Genomic DNA, 26,027 nt, shown 5'->3' with positions numbered 1-26,027 from the left:
ACGCGCGGCCGGCCGCGGGTCAGAGAAAGCGCTCGAGCAACTTGCGCGACGCGCGGTCGAGCGCCTTCAGATCGGCAATGCGGAACTGCACCCCGTGCGCGCTCGCGATCAGCAGCGCGCCGTGCTCGAGCCGGCGGATGTCCTCCTCGGCCTTGAGCACGAAGCGGGTGTCGCCGCGGTCGGTGCTCACGGTCCAGGTGCTGGGCACGCCGAAGCTCGACACGGCATGCAGCTTGAGCAGCGTGGGCGCGAAGTCGCGCACCGCGAGTTCCTCCTCGAGCAGCGCGCGCGCCGCGGGCGGCAGCTGATCGACGCGGTCGATCCAGACCAGCTCGCGGCCCTCGCCACCGACCAGCGAGATGCCCTCGCCCGGTGCGCTGAGCGGGAAGGCCCGCACCGGCGCGACGCCCACGTGCCGCTGGCCCTGGGCATCGGTCAGCACCAGCCGGCCGAAGGCATCGCGCTCGAGCCCGAAGCCGGGCGGGGTGATCGTCGTCGTTTCCATCATGCGTCTCCCGCCGGATGCGCCGCATGGCTCACCGGGATGCCCTGCGCGCCCACGCGCTCGTTGGCCGCGCCTTCGCTCGCGTCGTCGTCGCCCTGGCGCAGTTGCGCCTGGTAGAGGCGCCAGTAGGCGCCCTGCTTGGCCATGAGTGCGTCGTGCGGGCCGACCTCGACGATCTCGCCGCGGTCCATCACCACCAGGCGGTCGGCCTTGCGCAGGGTCGAGAGCCGGTGCGCGATCGCGATCGTGGTGCGGCCCTGCACGAGGTTGTCGAGCGCCTTCTGGATCTCCTTCTCGGTCTCGGTGTCGACCGCCGAGGTGGCCTCGTCGAGGATCAGGATGCGCGGGTCGATCAGCAGCGCGCGCGCGATGCTGATGCGCTGGCGCTCGCCGCCCGACAGGCCCTGGCCGCGCTCGCCCACCAGCGAGTCGTAGCCGTGCGGCAGGCGCAGGATGAAGTCGTGCGCATGGGCGGCGCGGGCCGCGGCCACGATCTCCTCGCGCGTGGCGTCGGGCTTGCCGTAGGCGATGTTCTGCGCGATGGTGCCGAAGAACAGGAAGGGCTCCTGCAGCACCAGCCCGACGTGGCGCCGGTAGTCGGCCACGGCGAAGCGGCGGATGTCGGTGCCGTCGACCTCGATCGCGCCCTCGGTGGCGTCGTAGAAGCGGCAGATCAGGTTGACCAGCGTGCTCTTGCCCGAGCCGCTGTGGCCCACCAGGCCGATCATCTCGCCGGGCTCGATGCGCAGGTCGAGGTCGTGGATGACGGCGCGCGAGCCGTAGCGGAAGCCCAGCCCGCGCATCGCGATCGCGCCCTGCACCCGCTCCACCTTCACCGGGTTCGCGGGTTCGGGCACGTTGCTCACGTGGTCGAGGATGTCGAAGATGCGCTTGGCGCCGGCCGCGGCCTTCTGCGTCACCGAGACGATGCGGCTCATCGAGTCCATGCGCGTGTAGAAGCGGCCGATGTAGGCGATGAAGGCGGTCAGCACGCCCACCGTGATGCTGCCGCGCGCCACCTGCCAGATGCCGAAGCCCCAGACCACCAGCAGGCCGATCTCGGTCAGCAGCGACACGGTGGGCGTGAACACCGACCAGGTGCGGTTGAGCTTGTCGTTGACCTGCAGGTTGTAGGCATTGGCGGCGCGAAAGCGCTCGGCCTCGCGGCGCTCCTGCGCGAAGGCCTTGACCACGCGGATGCCGGGGATGGTGTCGGCCAGCACGTTGGTGACCTCGGACCAGACGCGGTCGATCTTCTCGAAGCCGGTGCGCAGCCGGTCGCGCACCACGTGGATCATCCAGGCGATGAAGGGCAGCGGCACCAGCGTGACCACGGCCAGCAGCGGATTGATCGAGATCAGGATCGCCGCCGTCATGACGATCATCAGCACGTCGTTGGCGAAATCGAGCGCATGCAGCGACAGGAAGACGTTGATGCGGTCGGTTTCGGAGCCGATGCGCGCCATCAGGTCGCCGGTGCGCTTGCCGCCGAAGTAGTCGAGCGGCAGGGTCAGCAGGTGCTCGTAGGTGGTGGTGCGCAGGTCGGCGCCGATGCGCTCGGACACCAGCGCCAGCAGGTAGGTGCGCGCCCAGCCCAGGCCCCAGCCGACCAGCGCCGCGCCGAGCAGGCCGCTCAGGTAGAGGCCCACGCGCATCGGATCGATCTTCTGCCCGTTCTGGAACGGGATCAGGATGTCGTCCATCAGCGGGATCGTGAGGTACGGCGGCACCAGGGTGGCGGCCGTGGACAGCACGGTGAGGAAAAAGCCGGCGATCAGCTGCTTGCGATAGGGCCGGGCGAAGCGGCCCAGCCGCAGCAGCACCCAGGTCGAGGGCGGGGTCTGGAGCTCGGTGTCGACCTCGTCGGCCTCGGCCTCGGGTGTCGCGCGCGCGACACCGCCGGCATGGCTGGCACGCTGGCCGAACAGCCGCAGCAGGCGCAGCGCGGCGACCTGGCTGGCCAGGGTGTAGCGCCAGCGCGCCAGCCGGCCCTCGCCGCCCACCAGGTCGAGCAGGCCGACCCCCGACTGGTCGCTCAGCTGCAGCGCCAGCGCCGGGTCGGCGAGCGACCACTCACGCCAAACGCCTTTGCCGCCGGGCTCCAGCGCCAGCAGCCGCTGGTCGGTGAGCGCCACCAGGCCAAAACTGAAACGAAGTTCTTCATCGAGGTCAACCGACAGAGTTGCCAGAACGTTTTCCGCGACTGCGAGCCGGCTTTTCAGAGCCTCTGAAACCGCTTCGTTTTCGCCCTCCTGGGTGCCGACTGGATCGTGATGTTGCATTGTGTTTCTTTGACTCTTGCCCGTCGCGGCCCGCTGGGACCGCGCCATGACGCCCTTCGCGGGGCGCCGATTCTGACCGATCGCCATGGGCGCGCTTGAAGGCGCCGCGGTGCTCGGCCAAAGCACATCGAACGTTTGCATGACCCGTTTCGACGACATTCGCCTGCTGCGCATCAACTATTTGCGCGGCCCGAGCATCTGGACCTACCGCCCGGTGCTCGAAGTCTGGCTGGACCTCGGCCGGCTCGAGGAATTCCCCTCCAACAAGATCGAAGGTTTCGGCGACCGGCTGACGACCCTGCTGCCGGCGCTGATCGAGCACCACTGCGGCGTCGGCGAGCGCGGCGGCTTCATCCAGCGGCTGCGCGAAGGCACCTGGTCGGGCCACGTGCTCGAGCACGTGGTGATCGAGCTTTTGAACCTGGCCGGCATGGCCACCGGTTTCGGCCAGACCCGCGAGACCTCGGTCTCGGGCACCTACCGCATGGTGTTCCGCTCGCGTGACGAGCAGGTGGCGCGGGTGGCGCTGGCCGAAGGCCACCGCATCATGATGGCCGCGATCAACGACGACCCCATCGGCCCGGCCGACGTGCAGGCCGCGATCGAGGCGATCAAGTCGAAGGTCGACGACTGCTACCTCGGCCCGAGCACCGAGGCGATCGTGAATGCCGCGATCGATCGCGACATCCCCTACATGCGCCTGAACAGCGGCAACCTGGTCCAGATGGGCTACGGCGCCAACCAGCAGCGCATCTGGACCGCCGAGACCGACTACACCAGCGCCATCGGCGAATCGATCGCCAGCGACAAGGTGCTGACCAAGTCGCTGCTCGCGGGCTGCGGCATCCCGGTGCCCGGCGGCCAGGCCGTCGCCAGCCCGGCCGAGGCCTGGGAAGTGGCCGAGGAGATGGGCGTGCCGGTGGTGGTCAAGCCCTCCGACGGCAACCATGGCCGCGGCGTGATCCTCGACCTGACCAAGCGCGAGGACATCGAGGCCGCCTTCTCCGTGGCCGAGCGCCACGGCAGCGAAGTGCTGGTCGAGCGCTACATCCGCGGCGAGGAACACCGCGTGCTGGTGGTCGGCGGCCGCATGGTGGCGGCCGCGCGCGGCGAGACCGTCTGGGTCACGGGCGACGGCAAGTCCGACTGCAGCGAACTCATCGACCTGCAGATCAACAGCGACCCGCGCCGCGGCGACACCGAGGACTTCCCGCTGTCGTTCCTCGGCGCGCGCGACGGCGCGATCCTGTCGGACCTGCGTCGCCAGGGCCTGGTGCCCGAATCGGTGCCCGAAGCCGGCCGCCGCGTGCTGATCCAGCGCAACGGCAACGTCGCGATCGACTGCACCGACAGCGTCCATCCCGAGGTCGCGCACATGGTCGAGCTGGCCGCGCGCGTGGTCGGCCTGGACATCGCCGGCATCGACCTGGTGTGCGAGGACATCTCCAAGCCGCTCGGCCCACAGGGCGGCGCCATCGTCGAGGTGAACGCCGGCCCCGGCCTGCTGATGCACCTGAAGCCGGCCGTCGGCTCGCCGCGCCCGGTGGGCCGCGCGATCTGCGACCACCTGTTCCCCGACGACTCGCAAGGCCGCATCCCCGTGGTGGGCGTGGCCGGTTCGCGCGACAACGCGGTGATTGCCCGCCTGGTGGCCTGGCTGGTCGGCCTAGGCGGCCGCCACACCGGCCTGGCCTGCCGCGACGGCCTGTTCCTCGAGCGCCGCCGCGTCGATGCGCGCGACAGCGCCAACTGGGAAGCCGGCCACCGCCTGCTGATGAACCGCCAGGTGCAGGCCGTGGTGATCGAGAACGGCGCGCGCACCATCCTGCAGGACGGCCTTCCCTACGACCGCTGCGAGGTCGGCATCGTGACCGACCTCGGCGGCTTCGAGCAGCTCGGCGACTTCGACATCCGCGAGAGCGACCACATGGTCAAGGTGCTGCGCACCCAGGTCGACGTGGTGCTGCCCGAGGGCACCGCGGTGCTCAATGCCGACGACGAACGCGTGGCCGGCCTGGCGCCGCTGTGCGACGGCGCCGTGATCCTCTACAGCGTGGACGCGCAGGCCGCGTCGCTGACGGCCCACCAGGCCGCCGGCGGCAAGGCGGTGCTGATCCGCCAGGACCGCGTGGTGCTGGCCAACGGCACCAGCGAGTCGTTCCTGCCGGGCCTGGGTCGCCTCACCGTGTGGCGCGCCACCCATGCCGGCGTCAGCCTCGAGAGCCTGCTGGCCGCCGTGGCCGCGGCCTGGGCGCTGGGCATTCCGCTCAACCTCATCGGCGCGGGCATCGAGGCCTTCGAGGCCGACCTGCAGGCGGCACTGGCCTCGCTGCAGCTCTCGCAGAGCCAGCCCTCGCCCCAACTCCAGCTCGCCTGATCCATCCGGTCCCCCCGCGTTCTCGCGGGGCACCCGCCGATACCCCAGAAGAACCGCGCCGCCCCATGAAAGTCACCCGCACCCGCGCCCTTCGCGGCCCCAACCTCTGGAGCCGCCACACCGCCATCGAGGCGGTCGTTGCCTGCGAAGGCGACGAGAACGCCATCGGCCGGCTGGCCGGCTTCGAGGACCGCCTGCGCGCGGCCTTCCCGACCATCGGCGAGCTGCACCCGATGGTGCTGGGCCAGCCGCTGGCGCTGGCCCACGTGCTGGAGAACGCGGCCGTGGCGCTGCAGGCCCAGGCCGGCTGCGCGGTCAACTTCGGCCACACCTCGCCCACGCTGGAAGAAGGCGTCTACCAGGTGGTCGTGCAATACACCGAGGAGGCCGTCGGCCGCCGCGCACTCGAGCTGGCCGAGGCGCTGATCGCCGCGGCGCAGAACGGCACCGCCTTCGACGCCACCGCCGCCATCACCGAGCTGCGCGACCTCGACGAATCGGAACGCCTGGGCCCGAGCACCGGCTCCATCGTCGACGCCGCCGTGGCGCGCGGCATCCCCTACCGCCGCCTCACCAGCGGCAGCCTGGTGCAGTTCGGCTGGGGCTCGAAGCAGCGCCGCATCCAGGCCGCCGAGGTCGACAGCACCAGCGGCGTGGCCGAGTCGATCGCGCAGGACAAGGAGCTCACCAAGCAGCTGCTCAACGCCGCCGGCGTGCCGGTGCCGCTGGGCCGCCCGGTGTCCGACATGGACGACGCCTGGGCCGCCGCGCAGGAGATCGGCCTGCCCGTGGTGGTGAAGCCGCAGGACGGCAACCAGGGCAAGGGCGTGACCGTCAACATCACCACGCGCGAGCAGCTCGATGCGGCCTACGCGGCCGCCGATGCCCACGGCGAGGTGATGGTCGAGAAATTCCTGCCGGGCTTCGACTTCCGCCTGCTGGTGGTGGGCGACCGCCTGGTGGCGGCCTCGCGGCGCGATCCGCCGCACGTGATCGGCGACGGCAGCGCCACCGTGCGCCAGCTGGTCGACACGGTCAACCTCGATCCGCGCCGCGGCGAGGGCCATGCCACCTCGCTGACCAAGATCCGCCTCGACGACATCGCCGTCGGCCGGCTCGAGGCCCAGGGCCTCACGCCCGACAGCGTGCCCGCGCTGGGCCAGCGCGTGGTGCTGCGCAACAACGCCAACCTCTCGACCGGCGGCACCGCCACCGACGTGACCGACACCGTGCATCCCGAGGTGGCGGCGCGCGCGGTCGACGCGGCGCAGATGGTCGGCCTGCATATCTGCGGCGTCGACGTGGTCTGCGAGAGCGTGCTGCGCCCGCTCGAGGAGCAGCACGGCGGCATCGTCGAGGTCAATGCCGCACCGGGTCTACGCATGCACATCTCGCCCTCGTTCGGCCGCGGCCGCGCGGTCGGCGAGGCGGTGGTCGACGCGCTGTTCGCCCATGGCGATGACGGCCGCATCCCGGTGATCGCGGTCACCGGCACCAACGGCAAGACCACCACCACGCGGCTGATCAACCACATCGTCGCCTCCAGCGGCCTGCGCACCGGCATGACCAACACCGACGGCGTGTACGTCGACGGCCGCCAGACCGACAGCGGCGACTGCAGCGGCCCGAAGAGCGCGCGCAACGTGCTGCTGCATCCCGACGTGGACGCGGCCGTGTTCGAGGTCGCGCGCGGCGGCGTGCTGCGCGAGGGCCTGGGCTTCGACCGCTGCTCGGTGGCCGTGGTCACCAACATCGGCAGCGGCGACCACCTGGGCCTGAACTACATCACCACGGTGGAGGACCTCGCGGTGCTCAAGCGCGTGGTGGTGCGCAACGTGGCGCCCGGCGGCTACGCCGTGCTCAACGCGGCCGACCCCAACGTCGCCGCGATGGCCACCAACTGCCCGGGCGAGGTGATCTTCTTCGCCGCCGACCGCCAGCATCCGGTGATGGCCACGCACCGCGCGCAGGGCAAGCGCACCGTCTACGTCGACCAGGACACGGTGGTGGCGGCCGAGGGCTCGTGGCGCGAACGCATCTCGCTGCGCGACGTGCCGATCACGCGCGGCGGCAGCATCGGCTTCCAGGTCGACAACGTGATGGCCGCCGTGGCCGCGGCCTGGGCCGTGGGCCTGGACTGGGACACCATCCGCAGCGGCCTCGCGAGCTTCCTCAACGACGCCGCCGGCGTGCCCGGCCGCTTCAACGTGATGGACTACCGCGGCGCCACCGTGATCGCCGACTACGGCCACAACACCGACGCCATGCGCGCGCTGGTCTCGGCCGTGGACACCATGCCCGCGAAGAAGCGCTCGGTGGTCATCAGCGGCGCGGGCGACCGGCGCGATTCCGACATCCGCGACCAGACCGCGATCCTGGGCCAGGCCTTCGACGACGTGATCCTCTACCAGGACGCGGCCCAGCGCGGCCGCGCCGACGGCGAGGTGATGGGCCTGCTGCGCCAGGGCCTGCAGGGCGCGACCCGCACGCGCCAGATCGACGAGATCCGCGGCGAGTTCATCGCCATCGACGCCGCGCTGGCCCGGCTGCAGCCCGGCGACCTCTCGCTGATCCTGGTCGACCAGGTCGACGAAGCGCTCGCTCACCTCGCGAAGCGCATCGCCGAAGGCTGAGCGCGCGGGCCGGGTCCCGCAGCTGCGGGATTCGTCCCACACGCAGGGGCGCGTCCCGCCGGGTCCGCTGTCTGTGCCGTCCCACAGGCCGCGCGCCATGCGCGGCCGGACACTGGTCCTCCAGTCGCGTACTGCCTCGCTCTCGAGGAAGTCGCGTCCTTTCAGGAGGCACGATGACCCCAACAGTCCACCCGGGAACGATCCCGACCCTTCGGCCGATGCGGCCGCTGCGTTCCCTTCGCATCCTCGCGCTCGCGGCCGGCCTGGTCGCGCTCGGCGCGCAGGCCCAGGCCCCCGGTTCCGAGGCGCGCATGCAGAAGGAGCGCGCCACCTGCGACGGCGTGCAGCAGGACCGCGCGGCCTGCCTGCGCGAAGCCGGCGCGGCACGGCAGGAAGCCGGCCGCAACGGCCTCACGAGCGCCGGTCCCGGCGGCTACGACGCCAATGCGCTCGCGCGCTGCCGCGAACAGCCGGCCGCCGATCGCGCCGACTGCGAAGCGCGCATCCGCGGCAGCGCGGGCGCCGGCCGCACCACCACCGAAGGCAGCGTGATGGGCGGCGGCGTGATCCGCGAGACCGTGACGCCGCTGCCCGCGCAGCCGGCACCGGCGCGCTGATCCCTCGTCCTCTTCATCGGCTGATCTCAAGGAGCCCACCATGAACCAGCGTCTTCTCCTCACCCGCGGCGCCATCGCCGCCCTCGTGGCACTCGGCGCCCTGGCGAGCGCCGGCAGCGCCAGCGCGCAATCGCGCCGCGGCGACGCCACCTACGAACGCGAGCTGGCCGTCTGCGGCCACAACCAGCAGGACCGCGCGGCCTGCATCCGCGAAGCCGGCGCGGCGCGCCAGGAAGCGGCGCGCGGCGGCCTCACCGCCGCCCCCGACTATCGCCGCAATGCGCTGCAGCGCTGTGCCTTGCAACCGCCGGGCGACCGCGCCGACTGCGAAGCCCGCGTGCTCGGCGGCGAAGGCAACACCCGCGCCGCGGTCGACGGCAGCGTGATGGGCGGCGGCGTGATCCGCGAGTCGGTCACCACGGTCGTGATGCCGGCCCCCGCGCCGTATCCGGTGGCCCCGGCGATGCGCGCGCCCGAGCCCGTGATGGTGCCGCCGGCCGCCTATCCGGCCGCGCCGATGCCCTACCCGGCACCGCAGCCGATCCGCTGATCGCCATCGGCATCCGCCACGAGGCGCCCTTCGGGGCGCCTTTTTCATGCGAAAAACCGCCGCGAAGCCCCGAAATCCGGGTGTTTTCCCTCTTGGCGAGATCCTGCAGGACTGCAATTCGATGCCCCGCAATGTCACAGAATTGTCATAAAAGCCCTGGGGGCTGCTAGCTATAGTTCTCGGCTCCTGCCTTACCGAGAAACTTTTCACCCATGAATGCCATCAAGGTCGCTCGCCGATTCATCGAAACGGACCCGGCCAACGAATCGGCCAAGATCCTCGCCCAGCTCGTGCTGGCCCTCGAATCCGAACACAGCTTCGAACTCGTCACGCTCTACAGCCTCGACTACAAGAGCTTCCAGCTGGCGATGGACATCCTCAAGGAGTGGCGCCTCGACCGCTACTACGCCAGCAAGTCCAAGCTGTTCGATCTGTCGCTGCAAGTCACCGAGCTCGACAAGAGCAGCAGCAGCAACTGAGATTCGACGGTTCCGCGCCTTTTCGTTTTCCGTTTCCCTCCCTCCCGCTCCTCGCCTCTCTCTTTCTCCCAGTTCCCCTCGCGTTCGACGCGACCGCTGCACCGTCGCAGCCGGCTGATCCGCTTCCCTCTCGCCTCCCGAACCCGCGCCGCGCGACGCGCCTGCTTTTGCGTGGGCGCGCGGCGGGAGCGCGCGCGCGAGGCGCTGGCATGCGCGCGTGTCGCGACCGTGTCGCGGGGCCGCCGATGCGGCCTCCAGCCTTCTAATTTTTGGAAGGCCAAGCGCTGCAACGCACCCGATCCGTTGCCGATTCCCCTGGAAAGACCCGCCGCGGCCCCTTCCAATATTGGCAAGCCGGCGTACGTGCCATTCCCGATCCCGCCCCACCGATCCAGTCCTAGACTCCGACGCGGCAGGCGCACGCCCCGCATGACGGGCGCCCCGCGCCGTCCCTCATCAACCGGGTACTGGATCAAATGCAAGCAAAACACAGGATCGCCGTCATTCCCGGCGACGGCATCGGCGTCGAGGTGATGCCCGAGGGCCTTCGCGTGCTGGACGCCGTGGGCCGCCGCTTCGGCATCGATTTCTCGTTCGACCACTTCGACTGGGGCTCGGACCACTACGTGCGCACCGGCCTGATGATGCCGGCCGACTGGGACGACAAGATCCAGGGCCACGACGCGATCTACTTCGGCGCGGTGGGCGCGCCCGACAAGGTGCCCGACCACATCGCGGTGTGGGGCCTCTTGATCAAGATCCGCCGCGAGTTCGACCAGTACGTGAACCTGCGCCCGGTGCGCCTGATGCCCGGCGTGCCCGGCCCGCTGGCGCACCGCCAGCCCGGCGACATCGACTTCCTGGTGGTGCGCGAGAACACCGAGGGCGAATACACCTCGGTCGGCGGCCGCCTGTTCGAGGGCACGCCGCGCGAGATGGCGATCCAGGAAGCGGTGTTCACGCGCACGGGCGTGGACCGGATCATCGACTACGCGTTCCAGCTGGCGAGCCGCCGCAAGCGCAAGAACCTGGTGGCCGCGACCAAGTCGAACGGGATCTCGATCACGATGCCCTACTGGGACGAGCGCCTGGCCGAGATCGCGAAGCGCTACCCCGACGTGGCGACGAGCAAGTACCACATCGACATCCTGTGCGCGCACTTCGTGCAGCACCCCGACTGGTTCGACGTGGTGGTGGCCTCCAACCTGTTCGGCGACATCCTGTCGGACCTGGGCCCGGCCTGCACCGGCACCATCGGCATCGCGCCCTCGGGCAACCTCAACCCCGAGCGCAAGTTCCCCTCGCTGTTCGAACCCGTGCACGGCTCGGCCCCCGACATCGCCGGCAAGGGCATCGCCAACCCCATCGGCCAGATCTGGTCGGCCGCGCTGATGCTCGACCACCTCGGCGGCGACAACCCGGTCTACGCCGAAGCCTCGGCCGCCGTGCTCTCGGCGATCGAAACCGTGCTCAGCGAAGGTCCGCGCACCCGCGACATGGGTGGCACCGCCAACACCGTCGACGTGGGGCGTGCGATCGCCGAGTGCATCTCGGCATGAGTTCTCGCGCCTGCCGTACGGTTCGTCGTGCCTTGGATGAGGTGCGTGGGTCGGGGCGGGCGCGCGCCGATGGGGTACTCCCCTCCGCGAATGTCCCCCGCCTTCGGCTCCTCCTTGATTTCGCTGCGGGGAGTACCCCATCGACGCGCGCCTGGACGCAGCCGTTGTTGAACCGCCGGCACCACCGCAGCGCCTCCCGTGCACAGGGCAGTGGGTGCTTCCCGCAGCGAAATCAAGGAGGAGGCCGAAGGCCGGGGGACATTCGCGGAGGGAAGTACCCGCTGTCCTGTGCACGCGCCCCGGACAAAAACCACCACGCAAAGCGATGAACACCCAGAGATGAGCCTCTTCCTAATCAAGCGCCTTGCCACGCTGATCGGCACGCTGATCGGCGCCTCCATCATCGTCTTCCTGGTCCTTGAGATCCTGCCCGGCAACGCCGCGCAGATGCTCATGGGCCCGGACGCCGCCCCCGAAGCCGTCGCCGCCCTGGCCACCAAGCTCGGCCTCGACCAACCCGCCTGGACCCGCTACTGGCACTGGATCGCGGGCCTGCTCACCGGCGACCTCGGCGACTCCTACGCCTACAGCTCCCCCGTGCTCGACCTCATCCTCGAGCGCCTCGCACTCACCGTCCCCCTGGCCCTCTTGGCCATGGCCTTCACCACCGTGCTCGCCCTGCTCGTGGGCGTCACCGCCGCCGCACGCCACAACAAGCTCGGCGACGTCGGCTTGATGGGCCTCACCCAGGTCGGCATCGCCATCCCCAACTTCTGGTTCGCCATCCTGCTGATCCTCGTCTTCTCCGTGCAGCTGCAGTGGTTCTCCGCCGGCGGCTTCGACGGCTGGGGCGAAGGCGTCTTCGCCGGCCTCAAGTCGCTCCTGCTGCCCGCCCTGTCCCTGGCCGTCGTGCAGGCCGCCATCCTCGCGCGCATCACCCGCTCGGCCGTGCTGGAGGTCATGCGCGAGGACTTCGTGCGCACCGCGCGCGCCAAGGGCGTCACCCAGCGCGCCGTGCTGTGGACCCACGTGCTGCGCAACGCCCTGATCCCCGTCATCACCGTCATGGGCATGCAGTTCTCCGAGCTGCTCGCCGGCACCATCGTGGTGGAGAACGTGTTCTACCTGCCGGGCCTGGGCCGCCTGATCTTCCAGGCCATCAGCAACCGCGACCTCATCGTCGTGCGCAACTGCGTCATGCTGCTCGCAGCCATGGTCGTCATCGTCAACTTCGTGGTCGACGTGCTCTATGCCGTCATCGACCCGCGCATCAAGGCGAGCGACATATGAGCGCCATTGCATCGGTTACCCCCAGCGCCGCCGCCCTCAAGCTGCCCGGCTTCTGGCAGCGCGCGCGCCACCACCGCAGCTTCGTCATCGGCGGCGTGCTCGCCGCCCTGCTCTTGCTCGCGGCCCTGGTCTCCTACCTCTGGACGCCCTACTCGCCCTACGCCATGGACATGGCCAACAAGATGCAGGCGCCCTCGGCCAGCCACTGGCTGGGCACCGACGCCTTCGGGCGCGACGTGGCCTCGCTGCTGCTGGTGGGCGCCCGTGCTTCCATCCTCGTGGGCGTCATCGCGGTCGGCATCGGCCTGGTCGTAGGCACCGCCCTGGGCCTGCTGGCCGCGGCCAGGCGGGGCTGGGTGGAAGAAGCCATCATGCGTTTCTCCGACTTCTCGCTGGCCTTCCCCGCCATCCTCTCGGCCATCATGATGACGGCCGTCTTCGGCGCGGGCATCGTCAACGCCATCATCGCCATCGGCATCTACAACATCCCCACCTTCGCGCGCATCACGCGAGCATCGGCCAACGCCATCTGGTCGCGCGAGTACGTGGCGGCGGCCCGTGCCTGCGGCAAGGGAAGCTTCGCCATCACCATGCAGCACGTGCTGCCCAACATCTCGGCGGTGCTGATCGTGCAGATCACCATCCGCTTCGCCATCGCGATCCTGGCCGAGGCTGCTCTGTCCTATCTCGGCCTGGGCACGCAGCCGCCGCAACCCTCTTGGGGCCGAATGCTCAGCGAGGCGCAGACCCTGATGTTCCAGCAGCCGCTGCTGGCCGTCTTCCCGGGCATGGCCATCGCGCTGGCGGTGCTGGGCCTGAACCTGCTGGGCGATGGCCTGCGCGACCTGCTCGATCCGCGCCTGGCGCGCGCGAGGTGAGCGACATGGCAACCACCAGCACCGTGGCCAACCCCATGCCCCTCCTCGAAGTCGACAACCTCCACATCGGCCTGCAGACCCAGCGCGGCCCCGCCCAGGCCGTGCGCGGCGTCTCCTTCTCGCTCGAGCGCGGCCAGACCCTCGGCATCGTGGGCGAGTCGGGCTGCGGCAAGTCCATCACGGTCATGTCCCTCATGGGCCTGCTGCCCGCCACCGCCAAGGTCACGGGCAGCATCCGCCTGGACGGCCAGGAGCTCATCGGGCAGCCCGAGTCCGCCATGTGCCAGATCCGCGGCAACCGCATCGGCATGATCTTCCAGGAGCCGATGACGGCCCTGAACCCGGTCCACACCATCGCGCGCCAGGTCGGCGAGCCGCTGCGGCTGCACCGAGGCCTCACCGCCAAGCAGGCCCGCGCCGAGGCGCTGAACCTGCTGCAACGCGTGGGCATCCCCGACGCGGCCTCGCGCCTGGATGCCTATCCGCACCAGTTCTCGGGCGGCCAGAGGCAGCGCATCGGCATCGCGATGGCGCTGGCCTGCGGGCCCGACCTGCTGATCGCCGATGAGCCCACCACCGCCCTGGACGTGACCATCCAGAAGCAGGTGCTCGACCTGATCCAGAACCTGGTGGCAGAGATGGGCATGGCACTGATCCTGATCTCGCACGACCTGGGCGTGATCGCCAACAGCGTGCAGCGCATGCTCGTGATGTACGGCGGCAGCGTGGTGGAGAGCGGGCCGACACGGGCCCTCTTCGCGAACCGCGCGCATCCGTACACCAAGGGGCTGTTCGCGGCGCGGCCGGTGATCGGGGCGCCCAAGGGCCAGCGGCTGGCCACCATCCGGGGCAGCGTGCCCGAGCTCGTGGACCTGCCCGCGGGTTGTCCGTTCGCGGGGCGCTGCAGCTACACGGTCGATGCCTGCCAGTCGACGCGCCCGCCGGCGGTGATGCTGCCTGACGACCATGCGGTGCGCTGCATCCGACTCGACGAGATCGAAGCGGAGGCCGTGGCATGACGCAAACGAAGACGCCGCTGCTGCAAGTGACCGACCTCGTGCGCCACTACGCCCTGCCGCGCGAGAAGCTGCTGGGCCCACCGCCCACGGTCAAGGCCCTCAATGGCGTGAGCTTCGAGGTGCAGGCCGGGCGCAGCGTGGGGATCGTCGGCGAGTCCGGTTCGGGCAAATCGACCATCGCACGCCTCGTGATGGCGCTCGACAAGCCCACCTCGGGCAGCGTGAAGCTCGAAGGGCGCGAGTTGCACGCGTTGAGCAAGGACGAACTGCGCACCGCCCGTCGCGACTTCCAGATGGTCTTCCAGGACCCCTACGGCTCCCTCGACCCGCGCCAGACGGTCGCGCGCATCGTGGCCGAGCCACTCGAAGCGCTGGCCCAGGCCTCGAAGAAGGAACAGCGCGAGCGCGCCGCCGAATCCCTGGCAGCCGTGGGCCTGCGCCCCACCGACCTCGACAAGTACCCGCACGAGTTCTCGGGCGGCCAGCGCCAGCGCATCGCGATCGCACGCGCCCTCATCACCCGCCCCAAGCTCATCGTCGCCGACGAGCCCGTGAGCGCCCTGGACGTCTCCGTGCAGGCCCAGGTGCTCAACCTCATGCAGGACCTGCAGCAGCAGTTCGGCATCAGCTACCTGCTCATCAGCCATGACCTCGCCGTCGTCAACCACCTGTGCGACGAAGTCTGCGTGGTCTTCAAGGGGCAGATCGTCGAGCGAGGCACGCCGCAGGAGCTGTTCGCCAACGCGCAGCATCCCTACACGCGCACGCTGCTCGGCGCCGTGCTGCAGGCACCGGCCCACTGAATTTTTTCTGTTGTCTTTTCCAGGAGCTATCGAAGTATGTTGAAGCGACGCACCCTCATGACGTCCGCCATGGCCGCGGCCATCCCGGGCGTCTTCCTGCCGCAGGCGCGCGCGCAGGCCGGCAAGAACACGCTGACCATCGGCATGCCGCTCGAACCGCCGGGCCTGGACCCGACCACGGGCGCGGCCTCGGCCATCGCCGAGATCACGCAGTACAACATCTTCGAGACGCTGACCAAGGTCAATGCCGACGGCTCGGTCACGCCGATGCTCGCCGAGAGCTGGACCTCCTCGCCCGACATGAAGACCTTCGTCTTCAAGCTCAAGCGCGGCATCAAGTTCCAGAATGGCGAGCCCTTCAACGCCTCGGTCGTGAAGTTCTCCTTCGACCGCGCGGGCAACGCCAAGAGCACCAACAAGGACAAGCGCTTCTTCAGCGAGATCGGCACCGTGGTGCTCGACGAGCACACGGTGGGCGTGAACAGCACGCTGCCCAATCCCGACCTGCCCTTCATGCTGGGCCAGTCCACCGCCTGCCTGGTCGAGCCCAAGAGCGCCGACACCAATGCCACGCAGCCCGTGGGCACCGGCCCCTACAAGCTCGGCGGCTGGCAGCGCGGCGCCTCGTGCACGCTGGTCAAGTCCACCACCTACCGCGATCCTGCGCAGGCCAAGATCGAGCGCTTCGTGTTCCGCTTCATGTCGGACACCGCGGCCCAGACCGCCGCGCTGCTGTCGGGCGACATCGACATCTTCCCGCGCGCGGGCACGCGCTCGGTGAGCCAGTTCAAGGGCAACAACCGCTTCCAGGTGATCGAGGTCGGCACGCGCGGCAAGGTGATCCTCACCATCAACAACCGCAAGAAGCCGCTCGACGACGTGCGCGTGCGCCGCGCGATCCTGGCGGCGATCGACCGCAACGCGATCGTGCAGGGCGCGGCCGACGGCTTCGGCAAGCCCATCGGCAGCCACTACGCGCTGGGCGCGCCGGGCTTCCTCGACACCACGGCGATGAACCCCTTCGACGTCGAGAAGGCGAAGAAGCTCTTGGCCGAGGCCGGCGTGAAGACGCCGCTCGAGCTGCGCCTGCAGCTGCCGCCGCCGTCGTATGCACGCCAGGGCGGCGAGGTGATCGCCGCGCAGCTCGCGCAGATCGGCATCAACGTGAAGATCCAGAACGTGGAATGGGCCCAGTGGCTCAGCGGCACCTTCGGCGGTGCGCACGACTTCGACCTCACGATGGTCGCGCACGTCGAGCCCTTCGACCTCGTGAAGTACACCGAGCCCGACTACTACTGGGGCTACGACTCGAAGAAGTTCCGCGACCTCTACGTCGCGATCCAGAACGAGGAGAACAAGAAGCGCCGCGCCGACCTGCTGGGCGACGCGCAGAAGATGCTCGCGACCGACGCGGTCAACGGCTTCCTCTACCAGGCCGTGTTCCCGACCATCGCGCGCAAGGAAGTCAAGGGCCTGTGGCCCAGCATGCCGATCGTGGTGAACGACCTCGCGGCCATCTCGTGGAGCTGATGCGATGACGACGACGAAGAACCTGTACGACCTCGGCGCGGCCGAGCTCGGTGCCGCCTACGCGCGCCGCGAACTCTCGCCGGTCGAGGTGGCGCGCTCGGTCAATGCGCGCATCGAGGCGCTCGAGCCCAGGCTCTGCGCCACCTGGCTGTTCCGCCCCGAGCTCGCGCTCGAGCAGGCGCGCGCCTCCGAGGCACGCTGGCTCGCCGGCACGCAGCGCGGCGCGCTCGACGGCGTGCCCGTGACCATCAAGGACAACCTCGCGACCGCGGGCGACCCGATGCCGCTGGGCACCGCGGCCTACCCGCTGGTGCCGATGGCGCAGGACTCGCCGCCCGCCGCGCGCCTCAAGGAGGACGGCACGGTGCTGGTGGCCAAGACCACCATGCCCGACGTGGGCATGCTGTCCTCGGGCCTGTCGACCTTCCACCATCTCTCGCGCAATCCCTGGGACCTGTCGCGCACGCCGGGCGGCTCGAGCGCCGGCGCCGGCGCGGCCGCCGCGGCCGGCTACGGCCCGCTGCACGTGGGCACCGACATCGGCGGCTCGCTGCGCCTGCCCGCGAGCTGGTGCGGCATCTACTCGCTCAAGCCCAGCTTCGGCCGCATCCCGCTGAGCACGCCCTACATGGGCCGCTGCGCCGGCCCGATGACGCGCACCGTGGAGGACTCGGCGCTGATGATGGCCTCGATGGCCCAGCCCGATGCGCGCGACTACTCCGAGCTGCCGCCCGGCGCGATCGACTGGGCCGCCTTCGCGGTCGAGCCCGATTTCATCAAGGGCAAGCGCGTGGGCCTGCTGATGGACGCGGGCTGCGGCCTGCCGCTCGATCCGCAGATCGCCGAGGCGGTGCGCCGCGCCGCCAGGCGCATCGAGGACGCGGGCGCGCACGTCGAGCCGATGCAGCCCTTCATGACGCCCAAGATGCTGCAGGGCATGGACCACTTCTGGCGCATGCGCTCGCTGAGCGACCTGCGCACGATGAGCGCCGAGCAGCGCGCGAAGATGCTGCCCTACATCCTGACCTGGGCCGAGAGCGCGGCAGGGTTCTCGGGCGAGCACATCTACGAGGCCTACAGCCAGTTCATCGCCACGCGCGCCGCGGCGGTGGCGGCCACGGTGGGCTTCGACTTCGTGCTCTCGCCGGTGTCGCCCAACATGCCCGCGCCCGCGGAGCATGCCTCGCCCACCAACGACCCGCTGCGCTCGCTCGAGCACATCGGCTTCACCGTGCCCTACAACATGTCGGAGCAGCCGGCGGCCTCGATCAACTGCGGCTACTCCGCCGAGGGCCTGCCGATCGGCCTGCAGATCATCGGCCGACGCTTCGACGACCTCGGCGTGCTGCAGTTCAGCCGCGCCTTCGAGCAGATCCGCGAGCCGCAGAAGCCCTGGCCCGAACTCGGCTGAAGCGCTTGTCCGACACTGGGCGGCGCGCGAGCCTCTCGCGCACCGTCCCCGTTTTTCCGCGCCGCCCCGCCGGCGCCGCCCGTAAGGAGACACCCCCATGAACCCCACCCACTTCATCGACGGCCGGCGCGTGCCCTCGGAAGGCAACGCCACCATCGACGTGATCGACCCCAGCGACGGCGAGCGCTTCGGCCAGCTCGCGCGCGGCACCGCGGGCGACATCGATACCGCCGTGAAGGCCGCGCGCCGCGCGGTCGGCGAGAACTTCGACGGCCCCTGGGGCGCACTGAGCGCGCTCGAGCGCGGCCGGCTGATGGCCAAGCTCGGCGCGGCCGTGCTCGCCCACCACGAGGAACTGGCCCAGCTCGAGGCGCGCGACACCGGCAAGGCGCTGCGCGTGGCGCGCAACGACGCCACCGCGCTCGCGCGCTACATGGAGTACTACGCCGGCGCCTGCGACAAGCTGCATGGCGACACCCTGCCCTACGAACGCGGCTACACCGTGCTCACCGTGCGCGTGCCGCACGGCGTGACCGGCCACATCATTCCCTGGAACTACCCGATGCAGATCGCGGGCCGCAGCGTGGGCGCCGCGCTGGCCGCGGGCAACGCCTGCGTGGTCAAGCCGGCCGAGGACGCGAGCCTCTCGCTGCTGCGCCTGGCCGAGCTGGCGGCCGAGGTCGGCTTTCCGGCCGGCACGCTCAACGTGGTCACGGGCTACGGCAAGGAAGCCGGCGCGGCGCTGTGCGCGCACCCAGGCATCGACCACATCTCCTTCACCGGCTCCACCGTCACCGGCCGCAGCGTGGGCCTGGCGGCCGCCGAGCGCCACTGCCCCGTGACGCTGGAACTGGGCGGCAAGTCGCCGCAGATCGTGTTCGCCGACGCCGACCTCGACGCGGCCGAGCCGGTGCTGGTCAACGCCATCATCCAGAACGCCGGCCAGACCTGCTCGGCCGGCAGCCGGGTGCTGGTCGAGCAGTCGATCTACGAAGAGGTGGTGCAGCGGCTCGCGAAGCGCTTCTCGGCCGTGCGCGCCGGCCCGCCGGCCGACGACCTCGACATGGGCCCGCTGATCAACGAGAAGCAGTTCCGCCAGGTGCGCGACATGGTCGCCACCGCCGAGGCCCAGGGCCTGAAGGTGGCCGCGCGCGGCAGCGTGGCGCCCAATGCATCGGCCCAGGGCTTCTACCAGGAGGCCGTGCTGTTCCGCGACGTGCCCGGCGACAGCGACATCGCGCAGCGCGAGATCTTCGGCCCGGTGCTGGCGCTCACGCCCTTCGCCGACGAGGCCGAGGCCGTGCGCCTGGCCAACGGCACCGACTTCGGCCTGGTGGCCGGCATCTGGACGCGCGACGGCGCCCGCCAGCTGCGCATGGCGCACAAGATGCACTGCGGCCAGGTCTTCATCAACAATTACGGCGCGGCCGGCGGCGTGGAACTGCCCTTCGGCGGCGTGAAGTCCTCGGGCTTCGGCCGCGAGAAGGGCTTCGAGGCCCTGCTCGGCTTCACCACCCTCAAGACCATCGCGATCAAGCACGGATAAGCAAGGCGGAACCAAACCATGGCATTGAACGAACAAGAGAAGGCGGCCGCTCCCAAGCGCCGCGTGGGCCTGGTGGGCGTGGGCCTGATGGGCAGCGGCATCGCGCAGAACATCGTGGGCCACGGCCATGCGCTCACGGTGCTCGAGCACCCGGGCAACCAGCCGATCGACGCCCTGCTCGCGGCCGGCGCGCGCTCGACGCCCGACGTGGCGAAGCTCGCGGCCGAGGTCGACGTGCTGATCCTCTGCGTGACCGGCACGCCGCAGGTCGAGGCCGTGATGCTCGGCGAGAAGGGCGCGCTCTCCGCCCTGCGTCCCGGCACCGTGGTGGTCGACTGCTCGACCGCCGTGCCCGAATCCACCTCGCGCGTGGCGCGCGCCGTCGAAACCAAGGGCGGCCACTTCCTCGACGCGCCGATGACCCGCACCGCGAAGGAAGCGGCCGAGGGCCGGCTCAACCTGCTGGTGGGCGGCGACGCCGAGGTGCTGGCCTCCTGCCTGCCGCTGCTGCGCGCCTTCGCCGAGAACGTCACGCACGTGGGCGGCATCGGCGCCGGCCATGCGATGAAGCTGCTGCACAACTTCGTCTCGCTGGGCACCGTGGCGCTGCTGTGCGAGGCCGCGGCCTGCGCCGAGCGCGCGGGCGTCAAGCCCGAGGTGTTCGTCGACGTGCTCGCCAAGGGCGGCGGCAACGGCGTCGCGCTCGAGCGCGTCAAGCCCAAGCTCCTGACCGGCAGCACCGATTCGCTCAAGTTCTCGATGGCCAACGCCAAGAAGGACCTGGGCTACTACAACGACATGGCCGAGCAATCCGCGGCCGCGCACGGCATCGCGCAGGCGGTCGACGCGCTGCTCACGCGCGGCGTCGACACCTTCGGCGGCGACCGCATGGTGCTGGACCTGGTCGAGGCGCTCAAGCGCTGAACGCGGTGCCGGAAACGCCCTCGCGCGGGCGTTTCCAGCGCAGATTCGCGCGACGCCCACATGACCGCCGGGCCCCGCGCAACCCCATACCCGTTTTTCGAAGTCGCTGAAGCGACAAGGCAAGTTCGGGCAAACCTCAGTCGACGCGGCCACACCGCGCTTCCACAATCCTCCGCTGGACCCCGACGACACCGACCTCCAGAGCCGGTGCGCGGGTGAATGCCGTTGCGGCAACTGCGAGGATCGACGTGGAACTGTTCTTTCAGCAACTGCTCAACGGCCTGACCGTGGGCGGCGTCTACAGCCTGGTGGCCCTGGGCCTCACGCTGGTCTACGGCATCCTGCACGTGCCGAACTTCGCGCACGGCGCCTTCTACATGGCCGGGGCCTTCGCGGGCTACTACCTGATGGCGCGGCTGGGCCTCAACTACTGGATCGCGATGGCCGGCGCGGCGGTGGTGGTCGCGGTGATCGCGATGCTGGCCGAGCGGCTGGTGTTCCACCCGCTGCGCAACGCGCCCGAGCTGCACGACATGATCGCCGCCATCGGCATCCTGCTGTTCATCGAGGCCGGCGCGCAGGCCATCTTCGGCGCCGACTTCCACCGCATGCCCACGCCCTACGGCCAGATCGTCGAGGTGTTCGGGCTCACGGCGCCGCTGCAGCGCCTGCTGATCATCGCGGGCGCCTTCGGGCTGATGGTGCTGCTGCACCTGTTCCTCAACCACACGGTGCTGGGCTCGACCATCATCGCGATGGCGCAGAACCGCGACGGCGCGGCGCTGGTGGGCATCGACGCCACGCGCGTCACGCTGCTGGTGTTCGCGATCTCGGGCGCGCTGGCGGCGGTGGCCGCGGTGCTCTACGCGCCGATCAACCTGGTCTACCCGAGCATGGGCAACCTGGTGATCACCAAGGCCTTCGTGATCATCATCCTCGGCGGCATGGGCAGCTTCCCGGGCGCCATCGTCGGGGGCTTGATCATCGGCATGGCCGAGAGCTTCGGCGGCTTCTACTTCTCGACCGACTACAAGGACATCATCGCCTTCGTGCTGCTGGTGGTCATCCTGTCGCTGCGCCCGCAGGGCCTGTTCACGCCGAAGGGAGCCCGCTGATGGGATCGCTGCTGCAAGGCAAGGCCGGCTGGGCCGTGCTCGCGCTGATCGCGCTGGCCTTTCCGCTGTTCGCGCCCAACAACTACCTGATCTCGGTGGCGACGCAGGCCTTCATCATGGCCATCGCCGCGCTGGGCCTGAACCTGATCACCGGCTACACGGGCCAGTTCAACCTCGCGCACGGCGCCTTCATGGCCGTGGGCGCCTACACGGTGGGCATCCTCACGGTCGACCACCAGGTGCCGTTCTGGATCGCGTTCGCGCTCGCGGGCGTGGTCACGGGCGTGCTGGGCTTCTTCATCGGCATCCTGTCGCTGCGGCTGAAGGGCCACTACTTCTCGATCTTCACGCTGTGCGTGAGCTACATCATGTTCCTGCTGATCGAGAAGTGGGAGAGCCTCACGCACGGTCCGGTGGGCATCATGGGCATCCCCTCGCCCACGGGCACCGGGCCGCTGCAGTTCGGCACGCCGCTGTCGCAGTACTACCTGGTGCTGGCCTTCCTCGCGCTGGGCATCTGGGTCATGGCGCGCATCGTGCGCTCGCTGCTGGGCCGCAGCTTCATGGCGGTGCGCAACAGCGACGAGCTGGCCGAGGCGCTGGGCACCGACCTGATGCGCACCAAGACGCTGTCGTTCGTGCTGTCGGTGATCTATGCCGGCTTCGCGGGCGCGCTCTACGCGGGCCAGGTGCGCTTCCTCGGCCCCGACCTGGCGAGCGAGGCCGTGACCTTCGACCTCGTGATGTTCGTGCTGGTGGGCGGCATCGGCACCCTGCTCGGACCGCTGGTGGGCACCTTCCTCGTCACCGGCCTCACGCAGAGCCTGCAGTTCCTGCAGGACTACCGCATGGTGGTGTTCGGCCCGGTGCTGATCGCGCTGATCATCTTCCTGCCCGACGGCATCGTCGGCACCTGGCTCAAGCGCCGCGCGCGCCGTGCGGATGCGCGGCGGGCCGCGGCCTCCGCCGCCACCGTGCAGGAGGTGCAGCGCCATGCTTGAGATCGAGGGCCTCACCAAGCAGTTCTTCGGCCTGACCGCGGTCGACAGCGTGAGCACGCGCTTCGAGCGCGGCCAGATCAGCGCCATCATCGGCCCCAACGGCGCCGGCAAGACCACCTTCTTCAACCTGGTGGCGGGCACGCACAAGCCGAGCGCGGGCCGCATCGCCTTCGAGGGCCGCGACGTCACGGGCATGCGCCCCGACCACGTGGCGCGGCTGGGCATCGCGCGCACCTTCCAGACCACGCACCTGTTCGACAACGCCACCGTGCTCGACAACCTGATCGTGGGCCACCGGCTGCGCACGCACTCGGGCCTGTGGGACGTGCTGATCGGCAGCCGCCGCCTGCGCGAGGAAGAGAAGCTGTGCCGCGACAAGGCGCAGGAGGCGCTGGACTTCGTGGGCCTCTCGCACATCGCCCACCGCATCGCGGCCGACATCACGCAGGAGGAGCGCAAGCGCGTGGCCTTCGCGCTCGCGCTGGCGACCGACCCGCAGCTGCTCCTGCTCGACGAACCCGCGGGTGGCGTGAACCCCGAGGAGACCGTGGGCCTGGCGGCGCTGATCCGCAAGCTGGTGGCGCACGGCAAGACCGTGTGCCTGATCGAGCACAAGATGGACATGATCATGCAGCTGGCCGACAAGATCGTCGTGCTCAACAACGGCGCCAAGATCGCCGAGGGAACGCCCGCCGAGATCCGCCGCGATCCGCAGGTGATCGAGGCCTACCTGGGGACCGACCATGCTGCGGTTTGAGGGCGTCGACCTCCACTACGGCAGCTTTCGCGCGCTCAGCGGCGTGAGCCTGCATGCCGACCCGGGCGAGCTGGTGGTGCTGCTGGGCGCCAACGGCGCGGGCAAGACCTCGATCTTCATGGCCGCCAGCGGCATCCGCCGCCCGAGCGCGGGCCGCATCCGCCTGGGCGACGGCGACATCACGGGCCAGCGCCCGGCGCAGATCGTGGCCTCGGGCCTGGTGCACTGCCCCGAGGGCCGCAAGCTGTTCCCGATGATGACGGTGCGCAAGAACCTCACGCTGGGCGCCTACGTGCACCGCGGCGACAAGGCCGGCATCCAGCGCTCGCTCGACGAGGTGTTCTCGCTGTTCCCGATCCTCGCGGCCAAGCAGAACGATCCCGCGGGGTCGCTGTCGGGCGGCCAGCAGCAGATGGTGGCGATCGGCCGCGCGATGCTCGGGCGGCCCAAGGTGCTGCTGCTCGACGAGCCCTCGCTGGGCCTGGCGCCGCTGATCGTGAAGCAGGTGTTCGAGGTGATCCAGCGCATCAACCAGCAGGGCACCACGGTGCTGCTGGCCGAGCAGAACGCCTACTCGGCACTGGCCATCGCGCACCGCGCCTACGTCATCGAGCGCGGCCGCATCGCGCTCGAGGGCGACCGCGAGTCGCTGCTGCACAACGAGGCGGTGCGCGCCGCCTACATCGGCGCCTGAGCCGCGCGCCGGTCCCCCGCTTTTCCTCGCCCCCCAACTACAGGAGACAACGCCATGACATCCACCACGCCCCTTCGCACCCGCCGCCGCCTCGCCGCGCTGCCCGTGGCCGCCGCACTGGCCGCCGCCTTCGGTGCCGGCACCGCCTTCGCGCAGGACACGGTGAAGATCGGCTTCACCGGCCCCCTGAGCGGCGGCGCCGCGCTCTATGGCAAGAACGTGGTCAACGGCATGGAGATGGCGATCAAGGAAGTGAATGCCGCGGGCCTCGAGGTCGGCGGCAAGAAGTACAAGTTCGAGCTGGTCGCGCTCGACGACAAGTACTCGCCGGCCGACGCCGCCATCAACGCGCGCCGGCTGGTGCAGCAGCACCAGTCGCCGGCGGTGTTCGTGCCGCACTCGGGCGGCATCTACGCGATGCAGGCCTTCAACGAGCAGGAGAAGTTCATCGTGATGGCGTACTCGAGCACGCCGAAGATCACCGAGACCGGCAACAAGCTCACCATCCGCATCCCGCCGACCTTCAACTCGTACATCGAGCCCTTCACGCGCTACGAGATGAACAAGTTCGGCAAGCGCGTCGGCATGCTGCCGGGCGACCACGAGTACGCGAAGAACTGGAGCCAGCTGTTCGGCCCGGCCTGGGAGAAGGCCGGCGGCACCATCGCCTCGAACAACCCCATGTCGTACAACCGCTCGGCCGACTTCTACAGCGGCGTGAGCCGCGTGCTGGCCGAGAAGCCCGACGTGCTGTTCGTCGGCGGCCCGTCGGAACCCACCGCGCTGGTGGCCAAGCAGGCGCGCGAGCTCGGCTTCAAGGGCGGCTTCCTGGTGATGGACCAGGCCAAGTTCGACGAGATGGCCAAGGTCACGGGCGGCCTCGGCGCGCTCGAGGGCTCGATCGGCGTGCTGCCGGTGTCCTACGACGAGCGCGTGGGCCCGAAGAGCTTCGCCGAGGCCTACCGCAAGGCCTACGGCGCCGACAAGGACGCGACCACCGAGTCCTCCTACAACTACACGCTGGTGCACGCGCTGGCCGGCGCGATGAAGCTCGCGGGCACCACCAGCGACGCGGCGGCGATCCGCGCCAAGCTCGGCGACGCGCTCAAGGCACTGCCCGAGAAGATCAATGCCGGCAGCTTCAAGGGCGTGGACAGCGTGGGCGGCACCATCGTCGACCCGCTGGTGGCCACGGTGGAAGGCGGCAAGATCAAGCCGGTGAACCTCAGCGACCTGATGAAGTGACGGGCGCGACGCTGCGCGCCAGCAGGTGGTCCACCAGCCGGCGCTGCGGAAAGCCCAGCGTCTCCTGCCGCGTGCAGATGTACATGCGGCGCGAGGCCCAGGCGTCGGTGAGGTTCAGGAAGCGCAGCCCCATCTCCTTGCGGTAGGTGGCGGCCGCGCCCTCGGGCAGGATGCCCACGCCCATGCCGGCCTCGATCATCCGGCACACGGCCTCGAAGCTCTTGACCTGCACGCGCAGCCGCAGCACCTTGCGCGCCAGCGCGGCCGCGTCCTCGATGGTGCGCGCGATCGCGGAGTCGCTCTCGAGGCCGACGAAGTCGAAATCGAGCAGCTGCTCGAACGAGACCTCGCGGCCGCGGTGCGGATGCCGCCGGTGCACCACGGCCACCAGCCGGTCCATGCGGTAGGGGATGAAGTTGAGGCTGGCGTCCGAGGTCTCGCCGGTGATCACGCCGACGTCGGCCTGGCGCTCGCGGATCGCCTGCACGATCCACACGCTGCGGTGCTCCTCCACGTCGACGCGGATCTCGGGATAGGCGCGCCGGAAGCTCGCCACGTCGTCGGGCAGGAACTGCCCCATCGCCGAGGCATTGGCCTGCAGCCGCACGCGGCCGGTGGCGCCCTGCGCGTAGTCGGAGAGGTCGGCGCGCATGCGGTCGACGTCGCGCAGGATCAGCCGCGCATGCACCGCGAGCGATTCGCCCGCACCGGTGACGGTCACGCCGCGCGAGCTGCGCTGGAACAGGGTCACGCCGAACTGGCTCTCGAGCATCAGTAGCGCGACGTTTGGTTTGAGCTAGCCGGACGTTTGG

General features: G+C 70.0%; 22 protein-coding genes. 19 read left to right on the top strand and 3 right to left on the bottom strand.

What is annotated here, in order from left to right; genetic code table 11:
- Window positions 1-19: 19 nt before the first annotated feature.
- Window positions 20-505 carry a DUF1854 domain-containing protein gene (locus tag R0232_RS07040; protein WP_093355377.1) on the bottom strand — a complete coding sequence of 162 codons (486 nt, stop codon included), beginning with the start codon at window positions 503-505 and terminating at the stop codon, window positions 20-22.
- The gene (locus tag R0232_RS07035) at window positions 505-2,787 is read right to left on the bottom strand and encodes an ABC transporter ATP-binding protein (protein ID WP_093355374.1); all 2,283 of its coding nucleotides are present in this window, start codon (window positions 2,785-2,787) and stop codon (window positions 505-507) included. The genes R0232_RS07040 and R0232_RS07035 overlap by 1 nt, the downstream gene beginning before the upstream one ends.
- Window positions 2,788-2,926: 139 nt before the next feature.
- Here R0232_RS07035 and cphA (R0232_RS07030) point away from each other — a divergent pair, with 139 nt between their 5' ends.
- The 19 genes from cphA (R0232_RS07030) to R0232_RS06940 all read left to right on the top strand — a co-directional run bounded on the left by cphA (R0232_RS07030) (window position 2,927) and on the right by R0232_RS06940 (window position 25,215).
- Complete coding sequence (gene cphA, locus R0232_RS07030; RefSeq protein ID WP_256223074.1) at window positions 2,927-5,164, top strand: cyanophycin synthetase; 2,238 nt, start codon at window positions 2,927-2,929, stop codon at window positions 5,162-5,164.
- Between the two features lie 65 nt (window positions 5,165-5,229).
- A complete protein-coding gene (cphA, locus tag R0232_RS07025; protein WP_431511682.1) occupies window positions 5,230-7,797 on the top strand; it encodes a cyanophycin synthetase in 2,568 nt (855 codons plus the stop codon).
- 218 nt (window positions 7,798-8,015) lie between these two features.
- Window positions 8,016-8,414, top strand: coding sequence for a hypothetical protein (locus R0232_RS07020; RefSeq protein WP_093355364.1), 399 nt, complete (start codon window positions 8,016-8,018; stop codon window positions 8,412-8,414).
- A gap of 40 nt (window positions 8,415-8,454) precedes the next feature.
- A complete protein-coding gene (locus R0232_RS07015; RefSeq protein ID WP_431511681.1) occupies window positions 8,455-8,964 on the top strand; it encodes a hypothetical protein in 510 nt (169 codons plus the stop codon).
- A 212-nt stretch (window positions 8,965-9,176) separates the two neighbouring features.
- Entirely contained in the window at window positions 9,177-9,443 is a 267-nt protein-coding gene (locus tag R0232_RS07010; protein WP_431511680.1) for a hypothetical protein, read from the top strand.
- 476 nt (window positions 9,444-9,919) lie between these two features.
- Entirely contained in the window at window positions 9,920-11,002 is a 1,083-nt protein-coding gene (locus R0232_RS07005; RefSeq protein WP_093355354.1) for a tartrate dehydrogenase, read from the top strand.
- Window positions 11,003-11,341: 339 nt separating this feature from the next.
- Entirely contained in the window at window positions 11,342-12,292 is a 951-nt protein-coding gene (locus tag R0232_RS07000; protein ID WP_057596054.1) for an ABC transporter permease, read from the top strand.
- Window positions 12,289-13,170, top strand: a complete 882-nt coding sequence (locus tag R0232_RS06995) for an ABC transporter permease (RefSeq protein WP_057598410.1) — start codon at window positions 12,289-12,291, stop codon at window positions 13,168-13,170. The genes R0232_RS07000 and R0232_RS06995 overlap by 4 nt, the downstream gene beginning before the upstream one ends.
- A gap of 35 nt (window positions 13,171-13,205) precedes the next feature.
- Window positions 13,206-14,189 carry an ABC transporter ATP-binding protein gene (locus tag R0232_RS06990; protein ID WP_209546387.1) on the top strand — a complete coding sequence of 328 codons (984 nt, stop codon included), beginning with the start codon at window positions 13,206-13,208 and terminating at the stop codon, window positions 14,187-14,189.
- The gene (locus tag R0232_RS06985) at window positions 14,186-14,992 is read left to right on the top strand and encodes an ATP-binding cassette domain-containing protein (protein WP_431511679.1); all 807 of its coding nucleotides are present in this window, start codon (window positions 14,186-14,188) and stop codon (window positions 14,990-14,992) included. Before R0232_RS06990 ends, R0232_RS06985 begins: the two co-directional genes overlap by 4 nt.
- Window positions 14,993-15,028: 36 nt before the next feature.
- Complete coding sequence (locus R0232_RS06980) at window positions 15,029-16,522, top strand: ABC transporter substrate-binding protein (RefSeq protein WP_431511678.1); 1,494 nt, start codon at window positions 15,029-15,031, stop codon at window positions 16,520-16,522.
- Window positions 16,523-16,526: 4 nt separating this feature from the next.
- Window positions 16,527-17,933 (top strand): amidase, encoded by a 1,407-nt coding sequence (locus tag R0232_RS06975; protein ID WP_431511677.1) that lies wholly within the window; start codon window positions 16,527-16,529, stop codon window positions 17,931-17,933.
- 97 nt (window positions 17,934-18,030) lie between these two features.
- Entirely contained in the window at window positions 18,031-19,479 is a 1,449-nt protein-coding gene (locus R0232_RS06970; protein WP_431511676.1) for an aldehyde dehydrogenase family protein, read from the top strand.
- A gap of 18 nt (window positions 19,480-19,497) precedes the next feature.
- The gene (locus tag R0232_RS06965; RefSeq protein WP_431511675.1) at window positions 19,498-20,403 is read left to right on the top strand and encodes an NAD(P)-dependent oxidoreductase; all 906 of its coding nucleotides are present in this window, start codon (window positions 19,498-19,500) and stop codon (window positions 20,401-20,403) included.
- A 248-nt stretch (window positions 20,404-20,651) separates the two neighbouring features.
- Entirely contained in the window at window positions 20,652-21,518 is an 867-nt protein-coding gene (locus R0232_RS06960; RefSeq protein WP_093353666.1) for a branched-chain amino acid ABC transporter permease, read from the top strand.
- The gene (locus R0232_RS06955) at window positions 21,518-22,519 is read left to right on the top strand and encodes a branched-chain amino acid ABC transporter permease (RefSeq protein WP_431511674.1); all 1,002 of its coding nucleotides are present in this window, start codon (window positions 21,518-21,520) and stop codon (window positions 22,517-22,519) included. Before R0232_RS06960 ends, R0232_RS06955 begins: the two co-directional genes overlap by 1 nt.
- Window positions 22,512-23,276, top strand: coding sequence for an ABC transporter ATP-binding protein (locus R0232_RS06950; protein ID WP_057594605.1), 765 nt, complete (start codon window positions 22,512-22,514; stop codon window positions 23,274-23,276). Before R0232_RS06955 ends, R0232_RS06950 begins: the two co-directional genes overlap by 8 nt.
- Complete coding sequence (locus R0232_RS06945; RefSeq protein ID WP_093353658.1) at window positions 23,263-23,970, top strand: ABC transporter ATP-binding protein; 708 nt, start codon at window positions 23,263-23,265, stop codon at window positions 23,968-23,970. The genes R0232_RS06950 and R0232_RS06945 overlap by 14 nt, the downstream gene beginning before the upstream one ends.
- Before the next feature lie 54 nt (window positions 23,971-24,024).
- Window positions 24,025-25,215, top strand: a complete 1,191-nt coding sequence (locus R0232_RS06940; protein WP_093353655.1) for an ABC transporter substrate-binding protein — start codon at window positions 24,025-24,027, stop codon at window positions 25,213-25,215.
- Here R0232_RS06940 and R0232_RS06935 read toward each other — a convergent pair.
- Window positions 25,196-25,987, bottom strand: coding sequence for a LysR substrate-binding domain-containing protein (locus R0232_RS06935; RefSeq protein WP_431511673.1), 792 nt, complete (start codon window positions 25,985-25,987; stop codon window positions 25,196-25,198). The two genes, R0232_RS06940 and R0232_RS06935, sit on opposite strands and share 20 nt — an antisense overlap.
- Between the last annotated feature and the right edge of the window lie 40 nt (window positions 25,988-26,027).

This window comes from Variovorax sp. DAIF25 (assembly GCF_050711835.1).
GTDB lineage: Bacteria > Pseudomonadota > Gammaproteobacteria > Burkholderiales > Burkholderiaceae_C > Variovorax.
Note: the sequence above shows the minus strand (reverse complement) of the source record. Positions and strands in the feature narration are given on the sequence as shown.

What these genes read in the sequence shown, in the direction of transcription:
- R0232_RS07040 (WP_093355377.1), bottom strand. Translation starts at nt 505, where the DNA reads ATGGAAACGACGACGATCACCCCGCCCGGCTTCGGGCTCGAGCGCGAT.
- R0232_RS07035 (WP_093355374.1), bottom strand. Translation starts at nt 2,787, where the DNA reads ATGCAACATCACGATCCAGTCGGCACCCAGGAGGGCGAAAACGAAGCG.
- cphA (WP_256223074.1), top strand. Translation starts at nt 2,927, where the DNA reads ATGACCCGTTTCGACGACATTCGCCTGCTGCGCATCAACTATTTGCGC.
- cphA (WP_431511682.1), top strand. Translation starts at nt 5,230, where the DNA reads ATGAAAGTCACCCGCACCCGCGCCCTTCGCGGCCCCAACCTCTGGAGC.
- R0232_RS07020 (WP_093355364.1), top strand. Translation starts at nt 8,016, where the DNA reads ATGCGGCCGCTGCGTTCCCTTCGCATCCTCGCGCTCGCGGCCGGCCTG.
- R0232_RS07015 (WP_431511681.1), top strand. Translation starts at nt 8,455, where the DNA reads ATGAACCAGCGTCTTCTCCTCACCCGCGGCGCCATCGCCGCCCTCGTG.
- R0232_RS07010 (WP_431511680.1), top strand. Translation starts at nt 9,177, where the DNA reads ATGAATGCCATCAAGGTCGCTCGCCGATTCATCGAAACGGACCCGGCC.
- R0232_RS07005 (WP_093355354.1), top strand. Translation starts at nt 9,920, where the DNA reads ATGCAAGCAAAACACAGGATCGCCGTCATTCCCGGCGACGGCATCGGC.
- R0232_RS07000 (WP_057596054.1), top strand. Translation starts at nt 11,342, where the DNA reads ATGAGCCTCTTCCTAATCAAGCGCCTTGCCACGCTGATCGGCACGCTG.
- R0232_RS06995 (WP_057598410.1), top strand. Translation starts at nt 12,289, where the DNA reads ATGAGCGCCATTGCATCGGTTACCCCCAGCGCCGCCGCCCTCAAGCTG.
- R0232_RS06990 (WP_209546387.1), top strand. Translation starts at nt 13,206, where the DNA reads ATGCCCCTCCTCGAAGTCGACAACCTCCACATCGGCCTGCAGACCCAG.
- R0232_RS06985 (WP_431511679.1), top strand. Translation starts at nt 14,186, where the DNA reads ATGACGCAAACGAAGACGCCGCTGCTGCAAGTGACCGACCTCGTGCGC.
- R0232_RS06980 (WP_431511678.1), top strand. Translation starts at nt 15,029, where the DNA reads ATGTTGAAGCGACGCACCCTCATGACGTCCGCCATGGCCGCGGCCATC.
- R0232_RS06975 (WP_431511677.1), top strand. Translation starts at nt 16,527, where the DNA reads ATGACGACGACGAAGAACCTGTACGACCTCGGCGCGGCCGAGCTCGGT.
- R0232_RS06970 (WP_431511676.1), top strand. Translation starts at nt 18,031, where the DNA reads ATGAACCCCACCCACTTCATCGACGGCCGGCGCGTGCCCTCGGAAGGC.
- R0232_RS06965 (WP_431511675.1), top strand. Translation starts at nt 19,498, where the DNA reads ATGGCATTGAACGAACAAGAGAAGGCGGCCGCTCCCAAGCGCCGCGTG.
- R0232_RS06955 (WP_431511674.1), top strand. Translation starts at nt 21,518, where the DNA reads ATGGGATCGCTGCTGCAAGGCAAGGCCGGCTGGGCCGTGCTCGCGCTG.
- R0232_RS06950 (WP_057594605.1), top strand. Translation starts at nt 22,512, where the DNA reads ATGCTTGAGATCGAGGGCCTCACCAAGCAGTTCTTCGGCCTGACCGCG.
- R0232_RS06945 (WP_093353658.1), top strand. Translation starts at nt 23,263, where the DNA reads ATGCTGCGGTTTGAGGGCGTCGACCTCCACTACGGCAGCTTTCGCGCG.
- R0232_RS06940 (WP_093353655.1), top strand. Translation starts at nt 24,025, where the DNA reads ATGACATCCACCACGCCCCTTCGCACCCGCCGCCGCCTCGCCGCGCTG.
- R0232_RS06935 (WP_431511673.1), bottom strand. Translation starts at nt 25,987, where the DNA reads ATGCTCGAGAGCCAGTTCGGCGTGACCCTGTTCCAGCGCAGCTCGCGC.